The following is a 22,017-nucleotide window of genomic DNA, read 5'->3' as shown; positions in this document are numbered from 1 at the left end:
TTCTTCCTCGGTCAGGTGGACGATCAGGCTTGCGGTTCGGCCGGAGCTTCGGCATCAGCGGCCGGGACAGCGGTGTCCGGGCGGGCCGACTTGATCTCTTGCAAGCCTTCGGTGTTGGCGATGACGTCGCGCAGCAGCTTGTCCAGATCGTCATTGCCGTCGAGTTTGGTCAGCAGGTCGCGCAGACGCTGGCGGGCCTCGAACAGGCGCCGCAGCGGCGTGACTTGCTCCACCACCTTGACCGGGTCGAAGTCGTCGATGTGCTTGAAGTTGAGTTCGATGTTGAGCTTGCTGTCGTCGCCGCTGAGGGTGTTGTTGACTTGCAGCGTGGCGCGGGGGGCGATGGAGGCGAGGACGTCGTTGAAGTTGTCGCGGTCGATTTCGGTGAAACGGCGTTCGGTCAGTTTTGCCAAGGGTTCGAGCGGCTTGCCCGAGAGGTCGGCGAGGATGCCGACTACCAGCGGCAATTCCTTTTTCTCGATGGCATTGCCGATTTCGACGTCGTAGGTGATTTGCACGCGGGGCGGGCGAACCCGGTCGAGCTTGTGCTGGGTACTTTCTGCCATGTCGGCGGACTCCGATGCGATGAGCGGGCGCAATGCATCGGGGAGGCCCGTTCATCGCTTTCCCTTGCTGGACCACAGGTTAGAAAGGGTGGCAGATGACCTGTCGTTCCTTTGACAAACCTTCCTCATTCGGCTGTAGGAACCGAACTACCCAAGACGCTAGAACAGGTCTATAAAAATGCAAGCGAAAAACTTTTTTGGACTGACTGGCGAAAAGGAAAATTCATTTTGTCTGCACGACTTTTTCTAACAATCGGGTTTGCGCTGCTCGCCGGTTGTTCGTTTTTCGGGCCGAAAGTCGATCTCGACAGCCTGACCCTCGACGTCGCTCCCAAGGCCAATGACGACACTCCGATCGCCGTGGATTTCATCGCGGTCAACGATCCGGATCTGCTCAAGCAACTGTCGGGCATCAGTGCCCGTCAGTGGTTTGCCGAGCGCGAGCAGTACCAGCGCGACTATCGTCAGCTGATGAGCGTGTGGGGGCTGGAGCTGGTGCCGGGGCAATTCATCGACCGCCAGCCGTTCCCTTTGGGGGGCAAGCGGGCGGCTGGACTTTTGGTCTTCGCCAGCTATAACACTCCCGGAGCGCACCGCCTGCGGCTGGACGATCAGAGCGACGCATGGCTCAAGTTCGACAGTCGCGAGATGAGCCTGGTCAGCAAGGAAAACTGAAACACACCGTCCGCCGCCGGTTCGCGGTGCAGTCGAAGGGAGTCGTATGAGTCTGCTACCTGACGCGGTCTGCTGGCATGAAGGCATGCAATTGCTGCCACAGCATTTTCAGTTACAGGGCCTGCGGGCCGAGGCGCTCGGCGCGCATCTGGCTCAGGCGTGCAATCCATGGTTCTTCGGGATCAGCCACATGGAGTTCGACCCTTCGGCGATGAGTGCCGGGGTGCTGCGGGTGCTGTCGTTGCAAGGGACGATGCCGGACGGTCTGCCGGTCAATCTGCAAGTCGGCGTTGACCCGACGCTGGAGCTGGACATCGCTGCCGCGATCGACGCCACGGACGATGCGACGGTGACGGTTTATCTGGCGATCAGTCCGCTGTGGCGCGCCGGCCAGTTGTTGCCGCTCAAGGGGCGTCTGCAATCGGTGGTCGGCGAGGCGTTACCGGATCTCACCAGCGGTGAATTTCCTGAATCGATCACGGTGTGGCGTCCCAATCCACGGCTGTGTACGCAACTGAACAAAGCCGATTCGATCTGCCTGCCGCTGCTGAAAATCCGCAAGGAGGGCGGCGGTTTCCTGCCGTTGCCGTACACGCCGCCGACACCGGTCCTGCTGCCGGAATCGCCATTGGGTCGACGGGTGGCCGGGCTCTGCGCGCGGGCGCGGGAGAAGTGCCTGTTTCTCGGCGGGCGATTGCGCCAGGCGCTGCAGGCCGGCAATCAGGATGACGCGCTGGAAATCCGTCGGCAGATGACGGCGTTGTGGGCGCGGTTGCCGGAAGTGGAAGGGGCGCTGATCAGTCGTGTCGCTCATCCGCAAAGCATTTATGTGCAACTGCTGGGACTCGCCGGTGCGTGGTCGGCGCTGGATCCGCTGGCGGGCGTGCCGGCTTTTGCGCCATTGGATTTTCTCGAATTGCAGCGCGGTTACGAACCGTTGCTCGACTGGCTGGAAAACACCCTGGAACTGATCCGCGCCGGTTATCGCAGCATCGCGTTCGAGCGCGGCGAGCAGAGCTTTTCCATTCAGTTGCCGGACGAGCAACCGAGCCAGCGTCTGGTCATCGGCCTGCGCATGCCCAACGGTGCAAGCGAGCAGGCAGCCGGCGAGTGGTTGCGGGGCGCGATCATCGCTTCGGCGCCGCACATCGCGTTGCTCAGCCGCCAGCGCATGAGCGGTCTGACGCATCAGGCCATGAGCCGCAGCGAGCAGGTGGCTTACAGCGTCGGCGAAGACACCCGGTTGTTCGTGGTGACCGCCGAAGGCAGCTGGTTCGACGCGCAACTGCCGCTGATGATCGCCGCGCCGGCCACCCGGCTGACCAGCAGCCCGTGGCAAGTGGTGTTGTTTGTCGCCCAGAACAGTGAACGTGCCTGATCACACAAGGAACGTCGTATGTCGCAAGGAAGTGCCGCAAGCCTCGGGTTGCAGGACGCTCCGCTGAGCAGTGCGTTCCGCCAGACGTGGCAGCAGTGGTCGCAGGACTGGAGCCAGTTGCCCAAGGACAGCGAGGACGAAGCGGCGCTGGTCGAAACCGTGGTCGAACTCTCGACCCAGGCTTCGCAACGGTTGTGGCGCACCGCGTTTGCCCGAGTGGGCGATTCGGCGACCGAACAGGTCAAGGCGTTGGTGTATGCCTTTGTCGCGCTGGTCGATGAGACCCTGTTGTTCAGCCCGTGGCCGGGCCAGAGTGCCTGGCAGGAAAAACCCCTGGAGTCGCGACTGTATTCCAGCCGTCAGGCCGGCGAGCAAGTGCCGGCGGCGATCCAGACCTTGCTCGATGAACAGCAGCCCACCACTCGCGATCTGGCCAACGTGTATTTGCAGTGCCTGATCCTCGGTTTCCACGGACGCCTGCGCGGTGAGCAGGGTCAGGTGCAACGGGAAAAATGGCGGCGGGCCCTGTTCACGTTTGCCTGGCAGGACGAGGCCGATTACGCGGGTGTCAGTCAGCGACTGGTACAGCCTTCGCTGGCGACACCCTTGCAGTTGCCGGTGCGCACGGCGTTGCCCGATGGCTTTCGTCTGGCGCTGGGCATTCTGGCGATGATTCTGCTGCTGACCGGGCTCGGGCAGTTTCTGTGGCGCGACATCCGTCAGGAACTGGAGCCGGTGTTGCAGGCGCCCGATACGCTGACGGCGCCGGAGCAAGACTCATGAGTACCCTGACGATTGTGGCCTGGGTGGTCGCCATCCTTCTGCTGCTGGTGATCATCGCGGTGGCGGTGTGGTGGCTGCGCACCCAGAGCGGCGCGGCGATCCGCAGTTTCTACGCCGCCGTGCGGCACATGGAACAGGAGCAGGGCGCCCACGACCGTTATCAGATGCCGTGGCTGCTGATGCTCGGCGATGAAACCCAGGGCGCGCAACTCGCCACTCAATGGCGTTTGCAACCCACTGACAAACCGGCGTGGTTCGGCCGTTGGTGGTCGGACTCCGAAGGCGCGGTGCTGGTGGTGCCGCAGGCGCTGTTTCTGCCGGAAGACGGCATGCACCTGCAACGCGGCGGCTGGTGGCGCTTGCTCGGGTTGATCCTGCGCCTGCGCAGCAAGCGGCCGCTGGACGGGGTGATCTGGACGGTGCCGGTCAGTCGGCTGAGCAATCTGGAACAGGCCACGCAGCTCGGTCTGGCGGCGCGTCGGCGTTTCATCGATCTGTTGCAGCGCTTTGGTCTGAGCCTGCCGGTGTACGTGGTCATCACCGGGCTGGAAGAACTGCCGGGATTTCAGGAACTGATCAGCGCCTTGCCGGACGAGGCCCGCGATCGCACCTTGGGCTGGTCGTCGCCCTATGCCCGCGATGCGGTGTGGCAGGGGCAATGGAGCGATCAGGCGCTGGATCGGTTGCACCGTGCGGTGGCGGAAGCGGTGATCGAAATCGGCACCTTGTCCGGGCATTTGAGTGCGGATCTGTACGCCTTGCCGGAACGTCTGGAAATCCTGCGCCGCGGTTTGCAGAACGTGCTGGAGCCGGTGTTTCAAGGCAACGCTCAGGGCGAGGCGCCATGTTTTCGTGGCGTTTACCTGACGGCCAATCAGCCGGCCGACGATGCGCTGGACGGTTTTTCTGCCGATGACAGCGGCCTGCAGCAAAGTGCGTTTGTGCGTCAGTTGTGGCGCCAGCGAATCGTCGGCGAACGCGGACTGGCCCAGGGCGTGCCGCGCCTGTTGCGCTTGCGCCAGCGCTGGCAGCGAGTGACCGCCGGGGTGGCGCTGGTGGTCGGGGTGGTCTGGGCGGTGGCGATGTTCTGGGTCTGGCACGCATCGGTCAAGGACGCTCATGAACTGGCGCGGCTGCTGCAAGGCGCACAGAAGAATTACGTGGCGGTCACCGACGACGAGCATCGGGTCGAGCCGACCCGGCGCAACGTGCAGAACTTCTGGCGGGTGCTGGAACGGGCGCCGCACTGGCACTACGTTTCGCTGGCCTTTCCGACGTCGTGGTTTTCTTCGCTGGACGGGCGACTCGAACAGGAAGTGTTCAGATCGACCCAGCGCCACATGCTGCAACCGCTGCACGATCTGCTGGTCGCGGAGCTGGCGAAAATCAAGGCGATCCGCGCCACCGACCGGCGTACCAGCGTCGAAAGCGAAGACCCGGCGCAGTGGCAGAATTATCAGAAGGCCACGGATCTGGTCGAGCGGGCCTTGCGTCTGGAACAACAGAACCAGTTGTTCGCTCAGGTGCAGAACAATCAGCGGACGCCGCTGGAGGATTTGGCGCAGCTGAGCAACAGCGCGCTTTCACTCAACCTCAACGCCGGCACCTTGCCCCATGCCGCCTACTACAACCGGCTGCTCGCAGCCAGTGATGGCGGCGACTTGCAGGCGCTGGATCTGAGCGTTGAACGGCCGTTGATCGTGAGTAATTTCACCGGGCTGATGGAGCGCTGGCTCGATCAGTATTTTCTGGCCGACAACTTCGTCAGCAAGGCCGGCTACCTCAAGTTGCATCTGGAACAGCTTGAAGCCGGGAGTGGCAACAGCCTCACCGAACTGGAAGACCTGCGCGCGCTGATCGACGACCTGCAAGCGGCGATCGCCCTGACCAACTCGACCTGGAGTCGCGGCAAGGGTCAGGAACTGGTGCCGGGTTATCGCGAATTTCTCGACAAGGTGCGCAAGAGTTCATTGCTGGGCCCGCCCGTAGAGCAGCAGCTTGATGCGCAGGCCGGCAAGTTGCAGCAGAGTTTTCGCGATCAATGGATCGCCCAGGTGGGTTCGCGGGGCAATCTGCTGGTGCAGCAGGGCAGCGGGCAACTGGCGTTGCAGGATCAGGTGGTCAAGCTCAACAACGCGGTGCAGGCGCTATTCAAGCGTGACTTCGTCTCGATTGCCCTGCGCGCCAGTCAGGACAGCGTCAACAGGCAGGGTCAGACCGTGGACGGCGATGACCTCAACGAGTCGCTGAATTATTTCGCCAGCTACAAGAGCTACGTCGCCGAAGAGTTGCCGCGCATTCCGCCGGCCTATCGCGAAGCATTGCTGCAAGCGGCCGAAACTGCCGCCGCGCAAGCGATGTGGTTGAGTCTCAAGGATCACGATGACCAGACTCATCCCTACGCGGTGTTCAACGTGCAGGCCGTGCAGGCGATGAACCTGCAAAAAGCCTTTATCGAAGTCCATCGCAGTGATCTGGCGGCACGTCTGCAAGGGGCGCTGAACCGCCGGGCGATGGCGCAGATCGTTGGCGGGCTGGATGAAATCACCGCGCAGCCGCTGTTCGGTGGCCGCACGGAAATCAGTCAGTGGGACGGCTCGAAAAACCTCGGCCTGCAACTCTACGGCGCCAGCGACGTGCAGGATCTGAAACTGAGCCTCAAGCAGCAATTCAACACCATGCTCGGCATCACCGAGCGTCGCGCTCCGGCGCTGGAGTGGCTGAAGACCCAGCAGGGCAATCTGTCGGCGCTGGATTACGAGCGCGTGACCCAGTTCAGCGCGCTCAATGACGAATTGCTCAAGTACAAGGATTCCAACCCCGCCAGTTCACCGGCGCAGATCGAGCAACTGGTCAGCCGCGACTTCATTGAAATGGACACCGGTTCCTGCGTGCAGGTGTTGCAGACCGCCAATCTGACCGGCGGGCGCGGCACCCTGGCGATGCGGGCGGTGGAGTTGCAACAGTCGGCCCTGCAACGCTGCCAGTTTCTGCAACAGCAACAGGCGGCCGCCGCGTGGAACGAGCTGGCCACCTACTTCAATCAATACCTGGCCGACCGCTTTCCGTTTGCCAACGGCGTGCAGGCGCAGGATGCCGACCCGGCGCGGGTCCAGCACTTTCTGGAAATCATCGACAAGCGCTTGCCGGTGGCCCAGGCCGGACTGGTCCTGAGCCAGACCCCGGAGCGGCTGGCGGCAGAAGATTTTCTCAACCGGGTGAAGCAGGCCAGCGTCTGGCTGACGCCACTTTTCGTGCGCGACAAGAGCGGGATTCTCGGCGTCGAGCTGGACGTGCGCTGGCGCACCGACCGCGAAGAGGAGAAGGGCGCCGATCAAGTGATTGCCTGGGGCTTGCTGGCCGGCAATCAGCAGATCAGCTATCCCGCTGCCGATCAGCCGAACCTGCGCTGGATGCCCGGCCAGCCGATCCGCCTGACCCTGCGCTGGGCGCGCAACGGCAAGGAGCGTCCGGTCAACGATCCGCTGCAACCGAACCTGGTGGTGCGTGATCTGGAGGCCGGCTGGGAGTATGGCGGGCCGTGGTCGCTGCTGCGCCTGATGCGCGCGCACTTCTCGGTGCAGCGCCAGCCGAGCATGGATTACACCGATTTTCCGCTGAGCCTGCGCCTGCCGGTTACCGCGCAGAACGACAGCGTGACCAGCGAATTCACCCGGATGTTCGTGCGTGTGTCGCTGATGAGCCAGGGCTCGAAACTGCCGTTGTCGATTCCGCCGTTGCCGACCCGCGCGCCGCGCTCACCGTTCCAGGTGACCGGCACCACCGCCGCCCTTGAATCGCAGAAGGAGGATTTGTGAGCCTGCCCTCGACCCCGTTGCCGGACCTGATCGATCAGTTGCTCGCGCCCATCAGCGACGACGCGCCCTGTGGTGCGGATCTGCGCTATGAGCGCGAGTACGACCAGTTGCGCGATCTGCGCCGCGAGGACGACGCGAGTTTGCCCACGGGTGTCTGGCAGTCGACCCTGAAACGCGCCAACTGGCCGGAAGTCGAGCGGCTGACCACCACGTTATTGCTCGAACGCAGCAAGGACCTGATGCTCAGCGCCTGGCTGGGCGAGGCCTGGCTGCATTTGCAGGCACTCGATGGACTGCCGGGCAGTCTGGCGCTGATTGCCGGTCTGTGTGAGCGCTATCCCGAACATCTGCATCCGCAGGCCGACGACGGTGACCAGTCGTGGAGAGCGATTCCGCTGGAATGGCTGGTGCGACGCTACAGTGAAGTGCTGCTGACCCGGGTGCCTTTGTTTGGCGCCAACAACAGCGATTTTGAGGGCTACACCCTCGAAACCTGGCGGCGGATTCAGGTGCGGCAGGTGCAGGCCAACGACTCCAAAGGCGCCAAGGCGTCGGCCGAAACGGCGCGCAGCGAGCACAAGAAACTCATCGAGCAGGTGCGTGCCACGCCCATGGCGTTCTGGCTGCGCCATCAAGGCAATCTGCTGCTGAGCCTGCAACACCTGCAGCGTCTCGATGCCTGGTGCGATGCGTATCTGGGAGATCAGGGGCCGGGGCTCGGGCCGTTGCAGGACACCCTTCAAGCGTTGTTGATACTGGTTCAGGAGTTCATCGCCATGCACCCACAACAACCACTGTCGGCACCGCCGCCTGCGCCGGTCGCAGTCTCACCGGTTGAAGCGTCTGTCGCGGCCACGCCCGAAGCCGCGCCAGTGCCGCGCGAACCGGCCAGTCGAGAAGAGGCTTATCGGCAATTGCTGCTGATCGCCGAGTACCTGGCCCGCACCGAACCCCACAGCCCGGTGCCGTATCTGATCCGGCGCGGGGTGGAGTGGGGCAACAAGCCGTTGAGTGAGTTGCTCGGCGAGCTGATTTCGGCAGACGCCGAATCCCGGCGTCTGTGGACCTTGCTCGGCGTGCTTTAGTGCACGCGCTGGTTGTTGAGTTTCGGCGGCAACTGGAGCGGCGTCAGCACCGGTTGTCCGGAGAAGAACGCCACCAGATTTTTGCCCACCAGCTCCACGGTGCCTTGGGTGGCTTCCGGTGACAGCCCGGCGACGTGCGGGGTGAGAAGCACGTTGCTCAGGCCCTTCAGCGCATCGGGTACTTGCGGTTCGTGATCGAAAACATCCAGCGCTGCGCCGGCGATTCGCCGCTGTTCCAGCGCGCTGATCAGGTCGGCGGTGGCGATAACACTGGCGCGGGCAATGTTGACGATGAAACCATTGGGCCCCAGGGCATCAAGCACCGGGCGGGTCACCAGATGCTGGCTGCCGATGCCGCCGGGCGTGGCGACCACCAGAAAGTCCGAGGCCCGGGCCAGTTCGGTCGGGGTCGAGCAGAACGCGTAAGGCACGTCACTGCGCACCTGACGGTTGTGGTAGCTGATCTCCATGTCGAAGCCCAGGCCTGCGCGTTTGGCAATCGCCATCCCCACTGCGCCCAGACCGAGAATCCCCAGACGCTTGCCGGCCAGCGACGGGCGCATGATCTTCGGCCACTCGCCGCGACGCACTGCGGCATCGCAGCGCGGAATGTCCCGCACCAGCGCCAGCAGCATCGCCATGGCGTGGTCGGCCACCGACGAAGCGTTGACGCCTGCGCCGTTGGTCACGGTCAGGCCACGGTCGCTGGCGGCCTGCAGGTCGACCTGCTCGTAACCGGCGCCGATCACGCAGATGATTTTCAGCGCGGGCAAGGCCGCGATTTCTTCAGCATATAAACCCAGTGGGCCACGGGTCAGCACCGCGTCGATCCGTGCCCCGTGGGTGGCGATGGCTTGCGCGCGTTCGGCAGGGGTCGGCGCGAGAATCAGGTGAAAACCCTGACGCTCGAGAATCGGCAAATAGTCATTGATGGTTTCAACCAGTACCAGAACGGTGGCGGGCATTGCTCGGCTCCTGTGATCGTCGGTCTTCGGGCGCAAAAGTCGGTTCAGAGTGCTGATTCCAGAGCGTTTTGGCAATGGCCGGCACTGCCCCGCATCAGGCAGTGTAGGAGCTGATGCGGGGAGCGCGCGGGTGCTTCGTCAGAAGGTGATGTCGGCGCTGGCGGTCACTGGATCACGTCACGTACTGGGCGATGCCGTTGCCGAATGACCAGTTCTCTTTTTTCACTTCCACCAGATTGATGAACACGTCTTCCTGACGCACGGCCAGTTGCTGGTTCAGGTTGCGCGCGATGGTCTGGAACAGCCGTTGTTTCATCTCCACGGTGCGGCCTTCGCTGATGGTCAGCTGGATGAACACGATGCCGTCGCTGCGTTGGATCCCCAGGTATTGCGGGTCATAGACGAAGTGCTGGTCGTCATGCTCGGCCAGCACCTGGAAATTGTCGTGTTCCGGCACATTGATCTCGCTGCGCAGGGCGGCGTAGATCACTTCGCCAATGCGTTTGGCGAACGTCGGGTCCGGGTTTTTCTTGATGTCGACGCGGACGAGAGGCATGGGATGGCTCCACAGGTGAGGGGACTGGACGGGGATGTCAGTCAATTCGCCATTGGGTATAGCCGAAAAATGCCAGACGGTGAGGTTGTTTAAAAACGTTAGGAAATGGACGCACCGTCCTGCGGGATTTACGGATGTTGCCTACGAGTGCTGCCGGATTCATCCGCTATACGGCGGGGTGAGAAGCGCGGAATTATAGAGAGCAGGACGGGATGCGTTCTTCATGACGAAGCAGTAATCCGGACGGAAATTGCCATCAGCCAAGGAAGGCCAATGCTTCAGAACAACCGCGAAAACCTGGAACTCGACAGGCTGCATAACGAAACGCGAAAACTGATAGCTGAGCGGCAGAAGCTTATGGCGGAACAGAAGAAGCTGAAGTGGGAGACGTATTTTTATCCAGTTGCGGTGGTGGCCGGCGTGTTGACGGCAAGCGCGGCATTGGCAGGCGTCTTTTTCAAGTTTTGAGCGTTCGTTTTCGCAATCTTCAGACACATGACTCAAAAGGAAATTAACATGAGCACCTATGACGCCAAAGCCAGAATGGAACAACTGGAACGGGAACACGATGAGTGGGCCGAAAAAATACGTATCAAAGACAGGAAAGAAATGCGCCCGATCTGGGGGTTGATGGGTCTGGGCATCTTTTGCATGTTCCTCGGCTTCATATTGGCCCGATCGATCTGATCGGGCTTTCCCATGGCTCATTCGGCGCCGGTACATGTCATAAAACGACATGTCGCGTATCTGGCGCCGACAGGCTTTTTCCCAAAAGCGACAAGCCTCCGATCTGCTCCGTACAACCATTCCTCAGCTAAGTCTTTGCTTCTGCTCATTTATCGCGGAGAATCGCGCCCCTGTTTCGGCCGGAGCATGTCTGTCGGTTTTTTCCGACGCGTCCTGACCGAGTGGCAAGTGACCGGAATGCGGAGATCCGACCGGATGAATGATCAGGCCAATAGCGTGGAACAACGCTTTGAAGCGGCAGCACCAGCCGAACTGTCGAGCTGGAATCGCCATGACACTACCTGGATGTTGGGACTGTTCGGGACGGCCATCGGTGCCGGTACCCTGTTTTTGCCGATCAATGCAGGTCTGGGTGGCTTCTGGCCGCTGGTGATCCTCGCGCTGCTGGCCTTCCCGATGACGTTCTACGCACACCGCGGCCTGACCCGCTTCGTGCTTTCCGGTCGCGAAGGCGCCGACATCACTGACGTGGTGGAACAGCATTTCGGCATCAAGGCCGGCGCGCTGATCACTCTGCTGTACTTCTTCGCGATCTTCCCGATCCTGCTGATCTACAGCGTCGGCCTGACCAACACGGTCGCCAGTTTCCTCGAACACCAACTGCACATCACGCCGCCACCGCGCGCGCTGCTGTCGTTCGTGCTGATCCTCGGCCTGCTGGCCGTGGTGCGCTGCGGCGAGCAAGTGATCGTCAAGGCCATGAGCCTGATGGTGTATCCGTTCATCGTCGCGCTGCTGTTCCTGGCGGTGTACCTGATTCCGCACTGGAACGGCGGCATCCTGACCACGGCTTCGCAAGTGCCGGCGCCGTCGGCGCTGCTGCACACGCTGTGGCTGGCAATTCCGGTGATGGTGTTCTCGTTCAACCACTCGCCGATCATCTCGGCATTTGCGGTGGATCAGAAGCGTCGTTATGGCGTTCACGCTGACGAGCGCAGCTCGCAGATCCTGTCCCGCGCCCATCTGCTGATGGTGGTGATGGTGCTGTTCTTCGTGTTCAGCTGCGTACTGACCCTGTCGCCGGAGCAACTGGCGGAAGCCAAGGCGCAGAACCTGTCGATCCTGTCGTACCTGGCCAACCACTTCAGCAACCCGACCATCGCGTTCGCGGCGCCGCTGATTGCGTTCGTGGCGATCTCCAAGTCGTTCCTCGGTCACTACATCGGTGCCAGCGAAGGCCTGAAAGGCTTGATCGTCAAAAGCGGCAAGCGTCCGGGCGCCAAGGCCCTGGATCGCATTGTGGCGGCGTTCATGCTGGTAGTGTGCTGGATCGTGGCGACCCTGAACCCGAGCATCCTCGGCATGATCGAAACCATCGGTGGCCCGGTCATCGCGGCGATCCTGTTCCTGATGCCGATGTACGCGATCCGCAAAGTGCCGGCGATGGCCCGTTATCGTGGGCAGATGTCGAACGTGTTTGTCACCGCAGTGGGGCTGGTGGCGATTTCGGCGTTGATCTACTCGCTGACTGCTTGAGGTTCAACACAGGATCCCGTTTGATCTTGTGAAACAGAAAGGTCGACCTGCCTCGCAGGTCGGCCTTTTTTGTGCCTGTATGGTTTGCGGTTGATCGTTCCCACGTCGAGGCGTCGAACCGTCTGCGTGGGAATGCCTCTTGTGACGCTCTGCGTCACGGTTCGGGACGCAGAGCGTCCTTGGCTGCATTCCCACGCGGAGCGTGGGAACGATCAACGCGGGGATAGGCCTTACTCGGTAGGCATAAAAAAAACGCCGCTCATCTCGCGATGGGCGGCGTTTTTCATTGCGTTGCAGCGTTAGGCTTGAACGACAGGGATCTTGGCGTTCGCAGCAGCTTCACGGAACTCGGCAATCTGGTCGAAGGACAGGTAGCGGTAAACGTCGGCCGCCATACTGTCGATCTTGCCAGCGTATTCCATGTACTCCTCGACGGTCGGCAGGCGACCCAGGATCGAAGCAACGGACGCCAGCTCAGCCGAGGCCAGGTAGACGTTCGCGCCGTCGCCCAGACGGTTCGGGAAGTTACGGGTCGAAGTCGACACCACGGTGCTGTTCGGCTCAACGCGTGCCTGGTTACCCATGCACAGCGAGCAGCCTGGCATTTCCATGCGAGCGCCGGCCTTGCCGTAGATGCCGTAGTAGCCTTCTTCGGTCAGTTGGTGAGCGTCCATCTTGGTCGGCGGCGACAGCCACAGACGGGTTGGCAGCTGACCCTTGACCTGATCCAGCAGTTTACCGGCAGCGCGGAAGTGACCGATGTTGGTCATGCACGAACCGATGAACACTTCGTCGATTTTCTCGCCAGCAACGCTGGACAGCAGACGGGCGTCGTCCGGATCGTTCGGCGCGCACAGTACAGGCTCGCTGATGTCGGCCAGATCGATTTCGATGACTTCGGCGTATTCGGCGTCGGCATCGGCTTCCATCAGTTGCGGGTTGGCGATCCAGGCTTCCATCGCTTGGGCACGACGCTCCAGGGTACGCGCATCGCCGTAGCCTTCGCCGATCATCCAGCGCAGCAGGGTGACGTTGGACTGCAGGTACTCGGTGATCGACTCTTTCGACAGCTTGATGGTGCAACCGGCAGCCGAACGTTCGGCCGAGGCGTCGGACAGTTCGAACGCCTGTTCCAGGGTCAGACCTTCCAGGCCTTCGATTTCCAGGATGCGGCCGGAGAAGGCGTTTTTCTTGCCTTTCTTCTCGACGGTCAGCAGACCGTTCTGGATGGCGAAGTAAGGAATGGCGTGAACCAGGTCACGCAGGGTGATGCCAGGTTTCATTTTGCCTTTGAAGCGCACCAGGATCGATTCCGGCATGTCCAGCGGCATGACGCCGGTGGCAGCGGCGAACGCGACCAGACCGGAACCGGCCGGGAACGAGATGCCCATCGGGAAACGGGTGTGCGAGTCACCACCGGTACCGACGGTGTCCGGCAGCAGCATGCGGTTCAGCCACGAGTGGATGATGCCGTCGCCCGGACGCAGGGAAACGCCGCCGCGGGTCATGATGAAGTCAGGCAGGGTGTGGTGGGTGGTCACGTCGATCGGCTTCGGATAAGCCGCGGTGTGGCAGAAGGACTGCATCACCAGATCAGCGGAGAAGCCCAGGCACGCCAGGTCTTTCAGTTCGTCACGGGTCATTGGACCGGTGGTGTCCTGAGAACCTACGGTGGTCATCTTCGGTTCGCAGTAGGTGCCAGGACGAACGCCTTTGCCTTCTGCCAGACCGCAAGCCTTGCCGACCATTTTCTGCGCCAGGGTGAAGCCCTTGGTGCTTTCAGCCGGTGCTTCCGGCTTCTTGAACAGGTCGAACGCTGGCAGACCCAGTTCGGCGCGAGCCTTCTCGGTCAGGCCACGGCCGATGATCAGCGGGATACGGCCGCCGGCGCGGACTTCGTCCAGCAGGACCGGGGTCTTCATTTCGAAGGTGGTGATGACTTCGTCAGTACCGTGCTTGCAGACTTTGCCTGCGTGCGGGTACAGGTCGATCACGTCGCCCATGTTCATGTTCGATACGTCGAACTCGATTGGCAGTGCGCCGGCATCTTCCATGGTGTTGTAGAAGATCGGAGCGATTTTGCTGCCGAAGCAGAAACCGCCAGCGCGCTTGTTCGGCACGTAAGGGATGTCGTCGCCGAAGAACCACAGCACCGAGTTGGTCGCCGATTTACGCGAGGAACCGGTACCGACCACGTCACCGACGTAGGCGATAGGGAAGCCCTGGCCGCGCATTTCTTCGATCTGCTTCATCGGGCCGGTCTTGCCTTGCTCGTCCGGAACGATGCCGTCACGGGCCATTTTCAGCATGGCCAGGGCGTGCAGCGGGATGTCGGGACGCGACCAGGCGTCCGGGGCAGGGGACAGGTCGTCGGTGTTGGTTTCGCCGGTGACCTTGAAGACGCGCAGGCTGATCTTGTCGGCCAGTACAGGGCGCTTCTTGAACCACTCGCCGTCAGCCCAGGATTGCAGCACGGCCTTGGCGTGAACGTTGCCGTTCTTGGCTTTTTCAGCCACGTCGTGGAAGGCATCGAACATCAGCAGGGTGTGCTTGAGTTCTTCGGCGGCCACTGGCGCCAGCTCGGCGTCGTCCAGCAGTTCAACCAGGGTCACGATGTTGTAGCCGCCCTGCATGGTGCCGAGCAGTTCTACAGCGCGCTTCTTGTCCAGCAGAGGGGAGGAGACTTCGCCCTTGGCCAGTGCGGAGAGGAAACCGGCCTTGACGTAGGCGGCTTCGTCCACTCCTGGTGGTACGCGATTGGTGATCAGGTCAACGAGGAAAGCTTCTTCGCCAGCCGGAGGATTCTTCAGCAGCTCGACCAGGCCTGCAGTTTGTTCGGCGTTAAGCGGCTGGGGAACGATACCCAGGGCTGCACGCTCTTCGATATGTTTGCGGTAGGCTTCAAGCACAGTTATTACCCTCATCAGTGGTCCCAAATGGGTGTCCGGGACGCTCATCCCGAAATTGCCGTACTCATGCTCCTCACGACGTTGTGGGTCGTTCGGCCAGAATTACCGGCAATTCCTTACAGAAGCTGCTTTCAAAGTTTTACGCCTGCAGAACGGGGAGCTGATGAGGGTTGGCGTTGGGCTTTTCCCCGCTGGAAAAACCCTACGCCAACACCGCTCTGAAGGAACGACTGTGCTCGTGACGCTTTGAAAACAGCTTCTAACGGACATTGGCGCCTAAAAAGGCTGGCTGATTCTACGGCAAAAAAAATTTAAAGGTAAGTCGCGCTCTATTGGACTTTGGTTGCGTTGTGCGCGGCTCGGGCAAACCCTGATCCGGCGCTTGCCCCTGACGTTTGAGGGGTGATGAATGGCGGACAAAGGGCTAACATGCCGACCTGTTCCGCGTTTCAAGTGTTCTGCCCATTTATGCCCAATCAGACCATCAAGACCCCCTGCGTCGGCCTCTGCTCCACCGTTTACGGTGATTTGGTGTGCCGTGGCTGCAAGCGTTTCCACCACGAAGTGATCCATTGGAACGGTTACAACGAGGAAGAAAAGCGTGCGGTGTGGCTGCGTCTTGAGCAATTGCTGTCACAAGTGATGGCGAGCAAGGTCGAGGTCTTCGATCCGGCGCGCCTGCGTCTGCAACTGGAACAGCGCAAGATCCGCTTCGTGCCGCATCAGTCGGAATATTGCTGGGCGTATCAGCTGATCGCCCGGGGCGCGCGGGTGATCATTAATCTGGAAGCCTACGGGATGGTGCTACTGCCGGAGTTTCGCGACTGGAACCTGCCGGAACTGCGCGATGCCATTGATCGGGAATTTTTCCTGCTGTCGGAAGCGCACTATCAACGCTACATTGCGCCCGGTTTCCTCAAGGATGCCCTCGGCGACTGATCTATTGCTATCGCTGGCAAGCCAGCTCCCACAATGATGGTGTAAAGCTCTCCATGGAGTGCACACCTAAGTCCCTGTGGGAGCTGGCTTGCCAGCGATGACGGCCTTACCGGCGCCGCAATACTTAATGCTTCACCGCCAATTCGACCAAATGGTCTTCAACCTCCTGCGGTTTGAGCACCAGCACATCACTCTCCAATTGATCCAGCACCTGTTCGGCCGTATTGCCGATCAACGCCCCCGACACACCGCTGCGCGCCACGGTGCCAATCACGGTCACCGCCGCCTGCAGCTTGTGCGCCATGAACGGAATCAACACATCCGCCGGGCCTTCCTCGACGTGCAGGTGAGCGTCATCGATGTCGAATTCAGCCTGAAACGCCCGGCATTGCTCGCGATAGCGCGCCTCGATGGTTTCCTTGAGCTGGAACGTCGGGTCCGCCGCCGACAGCATCGGTGACGGATGGGCGGTAATCACGTGCAGATGCCCCTTGGCCAGGCTGGCGATGTCGAAGCCGTGGTCGATGATCGTGGTGTGCAGATGACGGTGTTCGCCATCGGCATTGCCGACGTCGACCGCTGCCAGAATCACTTTGTCCTTCCACGAACCGGCGGTTTTCACCAGCAGCACCGGAGTAGGGCAGTGGCGCAGCAGTTTCCAGTCCGCCGGGGTCAGCAGGGCCTTCTTCAACGAGCTGTCGGGGAAGTGCTGCTTGATCACCAGTCCGCAGCCTTCGGCCTGCTGCACGTCGATGATGGTTTCGTGCAGGCTCTCGTTCCACGCCTGTTCGGTGGTGACGCTGTAGCCGTCCGCCAGCAGCGCGGCCTTGAGCACGCTGAGCATGCCGGCGTGATCGTGCTTCTTGTCGCAGACCAGCAGGTGCAGATGGGCCTGGGTCACCCCGGCGATCAGCTTGGCGCGCTTGAGCGCCAGGCTTTCCGCGTGTTCGGGTTCGATGACCACCAGAATGCTGCGAATGGCTTGCATGAGTGAGTCTCCAGCAATGAAAAGGCACGGCGTTGCACAACTATAGTTGCTGCGCATCCGTCTGCGACTTGATGCATATCAACGCGGGCCGCTGGTGGTCTGCGGGCAGGCCGGTATAATCGGCGCCCTTCGCTCGAACACCTTTTGACCGTGAGCCCCATGATCCTTCCCGAAATCCACGAATTCCTTGGTTGCCGCACGCCTGATGCCTGGGTTGAAGCCGCGCTGGCCGATCAGGAAAACCTGCTGATCGACCACAAGAATTGCGAGTTCAAGGCCGCCAGCACCGCGTTGAGCCTGATCGCCAAGTACCATTCCCACGTCGATCTGATCAACATGATGTCGCGTCTGGCCCGGGAAGAACTGGTGCACCACGAGCAGGTGATGCGCATCATGAAGCGACGCAAGATCGAACTGCGCCAGCTGCATGCCGGCCGTTATGCTTCCAGCCTGCGCAAAGTGGTGCGCAGCCACGAACCGGTGAAACTGGTCGACACCCTGGTGGTCGGCGCCTTCATCGAAGCGCGCAGTTGCGAGCGGTTCGAAGCGCTGGTGCCGCATCTGGACGATGAACTCGGCAAGTTCTACTTCGGCCTGCTGAAAAGCGAGGCCCGTCATTTCCAGGGTTACCTGAAACTGGCCTATCAGTACGGTGACGCCAAGGACATCGCGCAAGTGATCGAGAGAGTCCGCGCTGCCGAGCAGGACCTGATCGAATCGCCGGACGAGGAATTCCGCTTCCACAGCGGCGTACCCGTCGCGGCATGAATTGTTAAAAACTCTTAAGAGTATGAAACATCAACGAAAACCGGCCCCAGAGGCCGGTTTTTGCTGCCTGCGATAAACGACTCGCCCGCGAATGCCGCCATAATGGCGCCCACTTCACAAAGCGGTTGGCGGCGGTTGTTATGGATAACCTGGGTTTTGGCAGAGTCCTGCTGGTGGAAGACGATGAGCGGCTGGCCACGCTGATCGCTCACTTTCTCGAACAACACGGCTACGAGGTTCGCACGGTGCATCGCGGCGATCTGGCCGTGGCCGCGTTTCTCGAATTCAAGCCCAAAGTGGTGGTGCTCGACCTGATGCTGCCGGGGCAGAGCGGCCTGCACGTGTGCCGGGAAATCCGCAGCGTGTCGGACACACCGATTGTTATTCTGACGGCCAAGGAAGATGACCTCGACCATATTCTGGGCCTCGAGTCCGGGGCCGACGACTACGTGATCAAACCGATCAAGCCGCCTGTTCTGCTCGCACGCCTGCGCGCGCTGCAACGCCGGCAGGTGCCGGACAGCGGTGTGGTCAGCTCGCTGGAATTCGGCAATCTGGTCATCGACCGCAGTTGCCGCGAAGTGCGTCTGGCGGGCGAGCTGATCGAACTGACCACCATGGAATTCGAGCTGCTGTGGCTGCTGGCCAGCGCCGCCGGCAAGATCCTGTCGCGCGATGACATTCTCAACCGCATGCGCGGCATCGCCTTCGATGGCCTCAACCGCAGCGTCGACGTGTACATCAGCAAGTTGCGCAACAAACTCAAGGACAACCCTCGCGAGCCGGTCTGCATCAAGACCGTGTGGGGCAAGGGTTATCTGTTCAATCCGTTCGCGTGGGAGTTGTAGATGCTGCGGTTATTTCTCGGGCTGTTTCTGGTGATGACCGTCGGGCTGGTGGCGGCGCTGCAAACCGTCGAGCACACCTTCAACGCGTTGCTCGACAACCAGATGCAGGCCTACAACCGTGAGGCGGTTCGCGGCCAAGCGTGGTCGCTGGTCGAACACATGCGCGACCAGCAGGGCGCGGCGCGCGAGGCGCAACTGGAGGCATTGCGGCCGCACTACGGGCTGACGTTGAGCCTGGTCGAGGCTGACCAACTGAACCTTAACGATCAGGAGAAAGCCGAACTGGCCCAGGATCTGTTGGTGATCCGCGACGATTACACCCAGTTCATCAGCAATATCGATGGTGGTTCGCAGTTGCTCAGCATCAAACTGCCGCCTGAGCTGAGCCTGATGCCGTTCTACATTGCCGGGGCCTACCTGATGTTGGCTGTGCTGCTGGGCATCGTCCTGTACTTCTGGGTTCGTCCGCACTGGCGCGATCTGGAAAAACTGCGCCTCGCCGCCGAGCGTTTCGGTGACAACGACCTTTCGGTGCGGATCCAGCTGTCCAAGCGCTCGAACATCCGCGACCTGGCCGGCCACTTCAACCTGATGGCGGCGCGCATCGAAGGCCTGATCGCCAATCAGCGCGAACTGACCAACGCGGTCTCCCACGAACTGCGCACGCCGATTGCCCGGTTGTCGTTCGAGCTCGATCAGCTCAAGCAGCAACCGGACGCCAGCCAGAACCGCGAACTGATCGCCGACATGTATGCCGACCTCGGCGAGCTGGAAGAAATGGTCTCCGAACTGCTGACCTACGCCAGCCTCGAACGCGGCGCGACGGTGATCACCCGCGAAAACATCCAGGCCGCCAACTGGCTGGACAGCGTGGTCGGCAGCGTGGCGCTGGAGGCCGAGGCGGCCGGGGTGCAGTTGCTGATCGTTGATTGCCGGGTCGATGAAGTGCGGATCGAACCGCGGTTCATGGCGCGGGCGGTGATCAATCTGCTGCGCAATGCCATTCGTTATGCCGAGCAGCGGGTCGAAGTGTCGCTGGTGCGCATCGGCGATCAGTACGAAGTTCAGGTCAACGACGACGGGCCGGGTGTGCCGCTGGCAGGCCGGGAGAAAATCTTCGAACCGTTCTCGCGCCTGGACGCCAGCCGCGACCGCCGCACGGGCGGCTTCGGCCTCGGTCTGGCGCTGGTGCGGCGGGTGTCGCAATCCCATGGCGGGCAGGTCGAGGTCGGCGATTCGCCGTGGGGCGGCGCGTCGTTTCGCATGACCTGGGCGCATCTGGATTGATGAGTCTCCCTCCCCGGAATGGGAGGCAGTCGATTAACTGAGCACGTAGTCCACCGGTTTCAGCGCCGGCGGCAACGGCTCAGTCCCCAGCTCCGAGAGAATATCCCGCTCGATACCCCGCACCAGCGCATCGGTCGGCAAATCGTTTTCATCCCGGCCGAACGGGTCCTCCAGCTCATCGGCAATCGCATCCAGCCCGAAGAAGGTGTAGCTGACAATCGCCGTGAACAGCGGCGTCAGCCAGCCCAGCGGTTCGGCCATGGCGAACGGCAGCAGGATGCAGAACAGGTAAATCGTGCGGTGCAGCAGCAGGGTGTAAGGGAAGGGCAGCGGCGTGTTCTTGATCCGCTCGCACACCGCCTGCGCCTGGGTCAGGCTGGTCAGGTGATTGGCCAGCAGCATGTAACGCCATTCGCTGAGATCGCCTGATTCGTGCAGATCGGAGCATTGCTGACCCACCGTCTGCAGGATGCGCCCGCTGTAATCCGGCACCTGCGCATCGTGCTGCGGGGTGATCCATTGGGCGCTGGCGGCAGCTTCGTCTTCCCGGCGCAACCGCGCATTCAGTGCATGGGCGAAACCAGCGAGGTTGAGCAGCAACAGGCGACGCTGGACCGATTCGCGGATCACATGAGTCTCGCGAATCACCGAGCGCACATGCACGATCACTTCGCCCCAGGCCTTGCGCGCTTCGTACCAGCGGTCGTAGCAGGCGTTGTTGCGAAAATTCATGAAGATCGACAGCGACAGACCAAGCAAGGTGAACGGCGTGGCGTTGACCTTGGTGAAGTTGCTCGGGTGGAGCATTTCCACCAGCACGATGGCCGATGCCAGCAGCGTCACCATCAGGGCGCGCAGGGCGATGCGTTTGGCAATCGAGCCTTTGAGGGTGAAGAGAATGGCGAATTGATTGACCTTGGGTCGGATGATCATGCGGCTCTCTGCCTTGAAAACGTGGCGGATCAACCGCCGGTCATGTTCATGAAACGCACCACTTGCACGTCGTCGTTCACTTCAAAGTTGTGCCGGTAAGGCTTGAGTTTCATCGCTTCGATGATGGCTTTCTCCAAGCGCTCCGGTTGACCCGGATGAGCCCGCAGCACCGCCTTCAAGTCCACCGAATGCTCGTTCCCCAGACACAGTAGCAAACGCCCCTCGACGGTCAGCCGCACCCGGTTGCAGGTGCCGCAGAAGTTGTGGCTGTGGGGCGAGATGAACCCCAGCCGGATGTGCGGCGCTTCCGCCAGCCGCCAGTAGCGCGACGGGCCTTGGGTCGACTCGGCGGAGTCGATCAGGGTGTAGCGCTCGGCGATCTTTTCGCGCACCTGGGTGCTGGAAAAGAACGACTCGGCGCGGCTGTGTTCGCTGATGATCCCCAGCGGCATTTCCTCGATGAAGGAAATGTCCAGATCCCGTTCGATGGCGAACTGCACCAGATCGTTGATCTCGTGATCGTTGCGGCCCTGCATCACCACGCAGTTGAGTTTAGTGCGGGTAAATCCGGCGGCGCGCGCGGCGTCGATGCCGTCGATCACCTGAGTCAGGTCACCGGTGCGGGTCATCTGCTTGAAGCGCTCGGCATCAAGACTGTCGAGGCTGACGTTGAGGCGTTTGACCCCGGCGTCGAACAGCGGACTGGCCAGTTTGCCGAGCTGCGAGCCGTTGGTGGTCAGGCACAGTTCGCGCAGGCCGGGCAGGGCGGCGATCTGCTTGCACAACCCGACGACACCGGGGCGAATCAACGGCTCGCCGCCGGTCAGGCGAATCTTGCGGGTGCCCAATGCAACGAAGCTCTGCGCCAGTTGATAGATCTCCTCCAGCGTCAGCACCCGTTGGCGCGGCAGGAACTGCATGTCTTCGGCCATGCAATACACGCAGCGAAAGTCGCAGCGGTCGGTGACCGACATGCGCAGATAGTCGACGCGGCGGTTGTAACCATCGATCAAGACGCGCTCTGACATGACAGCCTCGCTTGGGTGAAATCCGCTATTGAAGGGATTGGGTCGGCGCAGGTTATGAGCAACTTGAGACAGCGTCCAATCACTCTTGATTACCGGCCGATTGATGCTGTCGATGATGAAATAATTATTCCGTATTTTTCACTTCCTGGTTTTGCAAGTGCCCGTATTTAAAGGGTTCAAGTCCGTGATAGATGCTTTCGATAACGCAGTCATTAATAGCGATTAGACAAGTTTTTGCAGCGGTTCCTATCCTTGGCCCCGTCAAACG

At 61.3% G+C, this 22,017-nt stretch carries 19 protein-coding genes; 12 read left to right on the top strand and 7 right to left on the bottom strand.

Annotated elements, in window-relative coordinates; genetic code table 11:
- Positions 1–23: 23 nt before the first annotated feature.
- The gene (tssB, locus tag GQX66_RS25835; protein ID WP_007958861.1) at positions 24–566 is read right to left on the bottom strand and encodes a type VI secretion system contractile sheath small subunit; all 543 of its coding nucleotides are present in this window, start codon (positions 564–566) and stop codon (positions 24–26) included.
- Between the two features lie 228 nt (positions 567–794).
- On the opposite strand from tssB, the gene GQX66_RS25830 reads away from it, so the two are divergent.
- Genes GQX66_RS25830 through tssA form a run of 5 tightly spaced genes read left to right on the top strand, consistent with a single transcriptional unit; the run spans position 795 to position 8,305 of the window.
- Positions 795–1,241, top strand: a complete 447-nt coding sequence (locus GQX66_RS25830) for a hypothetical protein (protein WP_039767163.1) — start codon at positions 795–797, stop codon at positions 1,239–1,241.
- A 46-nt stretch (positions 1,242–1,287) separates the two neighbouring features.
- Entirely contained in the window at positions 1,288–2,619 is a 1,332-nt protein-coding gene (gene tssK, locus GQX66_RS25825) for a type VI secretion system baseplate subunit TssK (protein WP_240871978.1), read from the top strand.
- 18 nt (positions 2,620–2,637) lie between these two features.
- Complete coding sequence (locus GQX66_RS25820) at positions 2,638–3,402, top strand: DotU/TssL family secretion system protein (protein ID WP_236189986.1); 765 nt, start codon at positions 2,638–2,640, stop codon at positions 3,400–3,402.
- Positions 3,399–7,220 (top strand): type VI secretion protein IcmF/TssM N-terminal domain-containing protein, encoded by a 3,822-nt coding sequence (locus tag GQX66_RS25815; protein ID WP_240871977.1) that lies wholly within the window; start codon positions 3,399–3,401, stop codon positions 7,218–7,220. Before GQX66_RS25820 ends, GQX66_RS25815 begins: the two co-directional genes overlap by 4 nt.
- Positions 7,217–8,305 carry a type VI secretion system protein TssA gene (gene tssA, locus GQX66_RS25810; protein ID WP_102717612.1) on the top strand — a complete coding sequence of 363 codons (1,089 nt, stop codon included), beginning with the start codon at positions 7,217–7,219 and terminating at the stop codon, positions 8,303–8,305. Before GQX66_RS25815 ends, tssA begins: the two co-directional genes overlap by 4 nt.
- Here the strand turns inward: tssA and GQX66_RS25805 are convergent.
- Both GQX66_RS25805 and GQX66_RS25800 read right to left on the bottom strand, forming a co-directional pair.
- Positions 8,302–9,270: a 2-hydroxyacid dehydrogenase gene (locus GQX66_RS25805; protein WP_007958849.1), complete on the bottom strand. Its 969-nt coding sequence runs from the start codon at positions 9,268–9,270 to the stop codon at positions 8,302–8,304. The two genes, tssA and GQX66_RS25805, sit on opposite strands and share 4 nt — an antisense overlap.
- A 172-nt stretch (positions 9,271–9,442) precedes the next feature.
- The gene (locus GQX66_RS25800) at positions 9,443–9,826 is read right to left on the bottom strand and encodes a tautomerase family protein (RefSeq protein WP_007958838.1); all 384 of its coding nucleotides are present in this window, start codon (positions 9,824–9,826) and stop codon (positions 9,443–9,445) included.
- A gap of 273 nt (positions 9,827–10,099) precedes the next feature.
- Here GQX66_RS25800 and GQX66_RS25795 point away from each other — a divergent pair, with 273 nt between their 5' ends.
- The 3 genes from GQX66_RS25795 to GQX66_RS25785 all read left to right on the top strand — a co-directional run bounded on the left by GQX66_RS25795 (position 10,100) and on the right by GQX66_RS25785 (position 12,049).
- A complete protein-coding gene (locus GQX66_RS25795) occupies positions 10,100–10,294 on the top strand; it encodes a hypothetical protein (protein WP_007958836.1) in 195 nt (64 codons plus the stop codon).
- A 48-nt stretch (positions 10,295–10,342) separates the two neighbouring features.
- Positions 10,343–10,513 (top strand): hypothetical protein, encoded by a 171-nt coding sequence (locus GQX66_RS25790; RefSeq protein ID WP_007958834.1) that lies wholly within the window; start codon positions 10,343–10,345, stop codon positions 10,511–10,513.
- 255 nt (positions 10,514–10,768) lie between these two features.
- Positions 10,769–12,049: an HAAAP family serine/threonine permease gene (locus GQX66_RS25785; protein ID WP_039767145.1), complete on the top strand. Its 1,281-nt coding sequence runs from the start codon at positions 10,769–10,771 to the stop codon at positions 12,047–12,049.
- 299 nt (positions 12,050–12,348) lie between these two features.
- Here the strand turns inward: GQX66_RS25785 and acnB are convergent, their stop codons facing one another.
- Positions 12,349–14,958: a bifunctional aconitate hydratase 2/2-methylisocitrate dehydratase gene (gene acnB / locus GQX66_RS25780; protein ID WP_045121882.1), complete on the bottom strand. Its 2,610-nt coding sequence runs from the start codon at positions 14,956–14,958 to the stop codon at positions 12,349–12,351.
- Between the two features lie 468 nt (positions 14,959–15,426).
- On the opposite strand from acnB, the gene GQX66_RS25775 reads away from it, so the two are divergent.
- Entirely contained in the window at positions 15,427–15,897 is a 471-nt protein-coding gene (locus tag GQX66_RS25775; protein ID WP_039767141.1) for a DUF1289 domain-containing protein, read from the top strand.
- A gap of 124 nt (positions 15,898–16,021) precedes the next feature.
- Here GQX66_RS25775 and GQX66_RS25770 read toward each other — a convergent pair whose 3' ends face one another.
- Positions 16,022–16,885 (bottom strand): universal stress protein, encoded by an 864-nt coding sequence (locus GQX66_RS25770; RefSeq protein WP_007958823.1) that lies wholly within the window; start codon positions 16,883–16,885, stop codon positions 16,022–16,024.
- A 159-nt stretch (positions 16,886–17,044) separates the two neighbouring features.
- Here GQX66_RS25770 and miaE point away from each other — a divergent pair, with 159 nt between their 5' ends.
- The 3 genes from miaE (at position 17,045) to GQX66_RS25755 (ending at position 19,788) form a co-directional block, all read left to right on the top strand.
- Positions 17,045–17,653: a tRNA isopentenyl-2-thiomethyl-A-37 hydroxylase MiaE gene (miaE, locus tag GQX66_RS25765; RefSeq protein WP_240871976.1), complete on the top strand. Its 609-nt coding sequence runs from the start codon at positions 17,045–17,047 to the stop codon at positions 17,651–17,653.
- A 140-nt stretch (positions 17,654–17,793) separates the two neighbouring features.
- The gene (locus GQX66_RS25760; RefSeq protein WP_236195979.1) at positions 17,794–18,501 is read left to right on the top strand and encodes a response regulator; all 708 of its coding nucleotides are present in this window, start codon (positions 17,794–17,796) and stop codon (positions 18,499–18,501) included.
- Positions 18,502–19,788, top strand: coding sequence for an ATP-binding protein (locus tag GQX66_RS25755; protein ID WP_240871975.1), 1,287 nt, complete (start codon positions 18,502–18,504; stop codon positions 19,786–19,788).
- 33 nt (positions 19,789–19,821) lie between these two features.
- Here the strand turns inward: GQX66_RS25755 and GQX66_RS25750 are convergent, their stop codons facing one another.
- Positions 19,822–20,721: a bestrophin family protein gene (locus GQX66_RS25750; RefSeq protein WP_240871974.1), complete on the bottom strand. Its 900-nt coding sequence runs from the start codon at positions 20,719–20,721 to the stop codon at positions 19,822–19,824.
- Positions 20,722–20,750: 29 nt separating this feature from the next.
- Positions 20,751–21,749: a GTP 3',8-cyclase MoaA gene (gene moaA, locus GQX66_RS25745; RefSeq protein ID WP_064380492.1), complete on the bottom strand. Its 999-nt coding sequence runs from the start codon at positions 21,747–21,749 to the stop codon at positions 20,751–20,753.
- Between the last annotated feature and the right edge of the window lie 268 nt (positions 21,750–22,017).

This window comes from Pseudomonas sp. B707, assembly GCF_022496685.1.
Classification (GTDB): domain Bacteria; phylum Pseudomonadota; class Gammaproteobacteria; order Pseudomonadales; family Pseudomonadaceae; genus Aquipseudomonas; species Aquipseudomonas paraglycinae.
Note: the sequence above shows the minus strand (reverse complement) of the source record. Positions and strands in the feature narration are given on the sequence as shown.

What these genes read in the sequence shown, in the direction of transcription:
- GQX66_RS25815 (WP_240871977.1), top strand. Translation starts at nt 3,399, where the DNA reads ATGAGTACCCTGACGATTGTGGCCTGGGTGGTCGCCATCCTTCTGCTG.
- tssK (WP_240871978.1), top strand. Translation starts at nt 1,288, where the DNA reads ATGAGTCTGCTACCTGACGCGGTCTGCTGGCATGAAGGCATGCAATTG.
- GQX66_RS25800 (WP_007958838.1), bottom strand. Translation starts at nt 9,826, where the DNA reads ATGCCTCTCGTCCGCGTCGACATCAAGAAAAACCCGGACCCGACGTTC.
- GQX66_RS25805 (WP_007958849.1), bottom strand. Translation starts at nt 9,270, where the DNA reads ATGCCCGCCACCGTTCTGGTACTGGTTGAAACCATCAATGACTATTTG.
- GQX66_RS25755 (WP_240871975.1), top strand. Translation starts at nt 18,502, where the DNA reads ATGCTGCGGTTATTTCTCGGGCTGTTTCTGGTGATGACCGTCGGGCTG.
- GQX66_RS25795 (WP_007958836.1), top strand. Translation starts at nt 10,100, where the DNA reads ATGCTTCAGAACAACCGCGAAAACCTGGAACTCGACAGGCTGCATAAC.
- GQX66_RS25785 (WP_039767145.1), top strand. Translation starts at nt 10,769, where the DNA reads ATGAATGATCAGGCCAATAGCGTGGAACAACGCTTTGAAGCGGCAGCA.
- miaE (WP_240871976.1), top strand. Translation starts at nt 17,045, where the DNA reads ATGATCCTTCCCGAAATCCACGAATTCCTTGGTTGCCGCACGCCTGAT.
- tssB (WP_007958861.1), bottom strand. Translation starts at nt 566, where the DNA reads ATGGCAGAAAGTACCCAGCACAAGCTCGACCGGGTTCGCCCGCCCCGC.
- GQX66_RS25770 (WP_007958823.1), bottom strand. Translation starts at nt 16,885, where the DNA reads ATGCAAGCCATTCGCAGCATTCTGGTGGTCATCGAACCCGAACACGCG.
- GQX66_RS25750 (WP_240871974.1), bottom strand. Translation starts at nt 20,721, where the DNA reads ATGATCATCCGACCCAAGGTCAATCAATTCGCCATTCTCTTCACCCTC.
- GQX66_RS25760 (WP_236195979.1), top strand. Translation starts at nt 17,794, where the DNA reads ATGGATAACCTGGGTTTTGGCAGAGTCCTGCTGGTGGAAGACGATGAG.
- GQX66_RS25775 (WP_039767141.1), top strand. Translation starts at nt 15,427, where the DNA reads ATGCCCAATCAGACCATCAAGACCCCCTGCGTCGGCCTCTGCTCCACC.
- moaA (WP_064380492.1), bottom strand. Translation starts at nt 21,749, where the DNA reads ATGTCAGAGCGCGTCTTGATCGATGGTTACAACCGCCGCGTCGACTAT.
- GQX66_RS25820 (WP_236189986.1), top strand. Translation starts at nt 2,638, where the DNA reads ATGTCGCAAGGAAGTGCCGCAAGCCTCGGGTTGCAGGACGCTCCGCTG.
- GQX66_RS25790 (WP_007958834.1), top strand. Translation starts at nt 10,343, where the DNA reads ATGAGCACCTATGACGCCAAAGCCAGAATGGAACAACTGGAACGGGAA.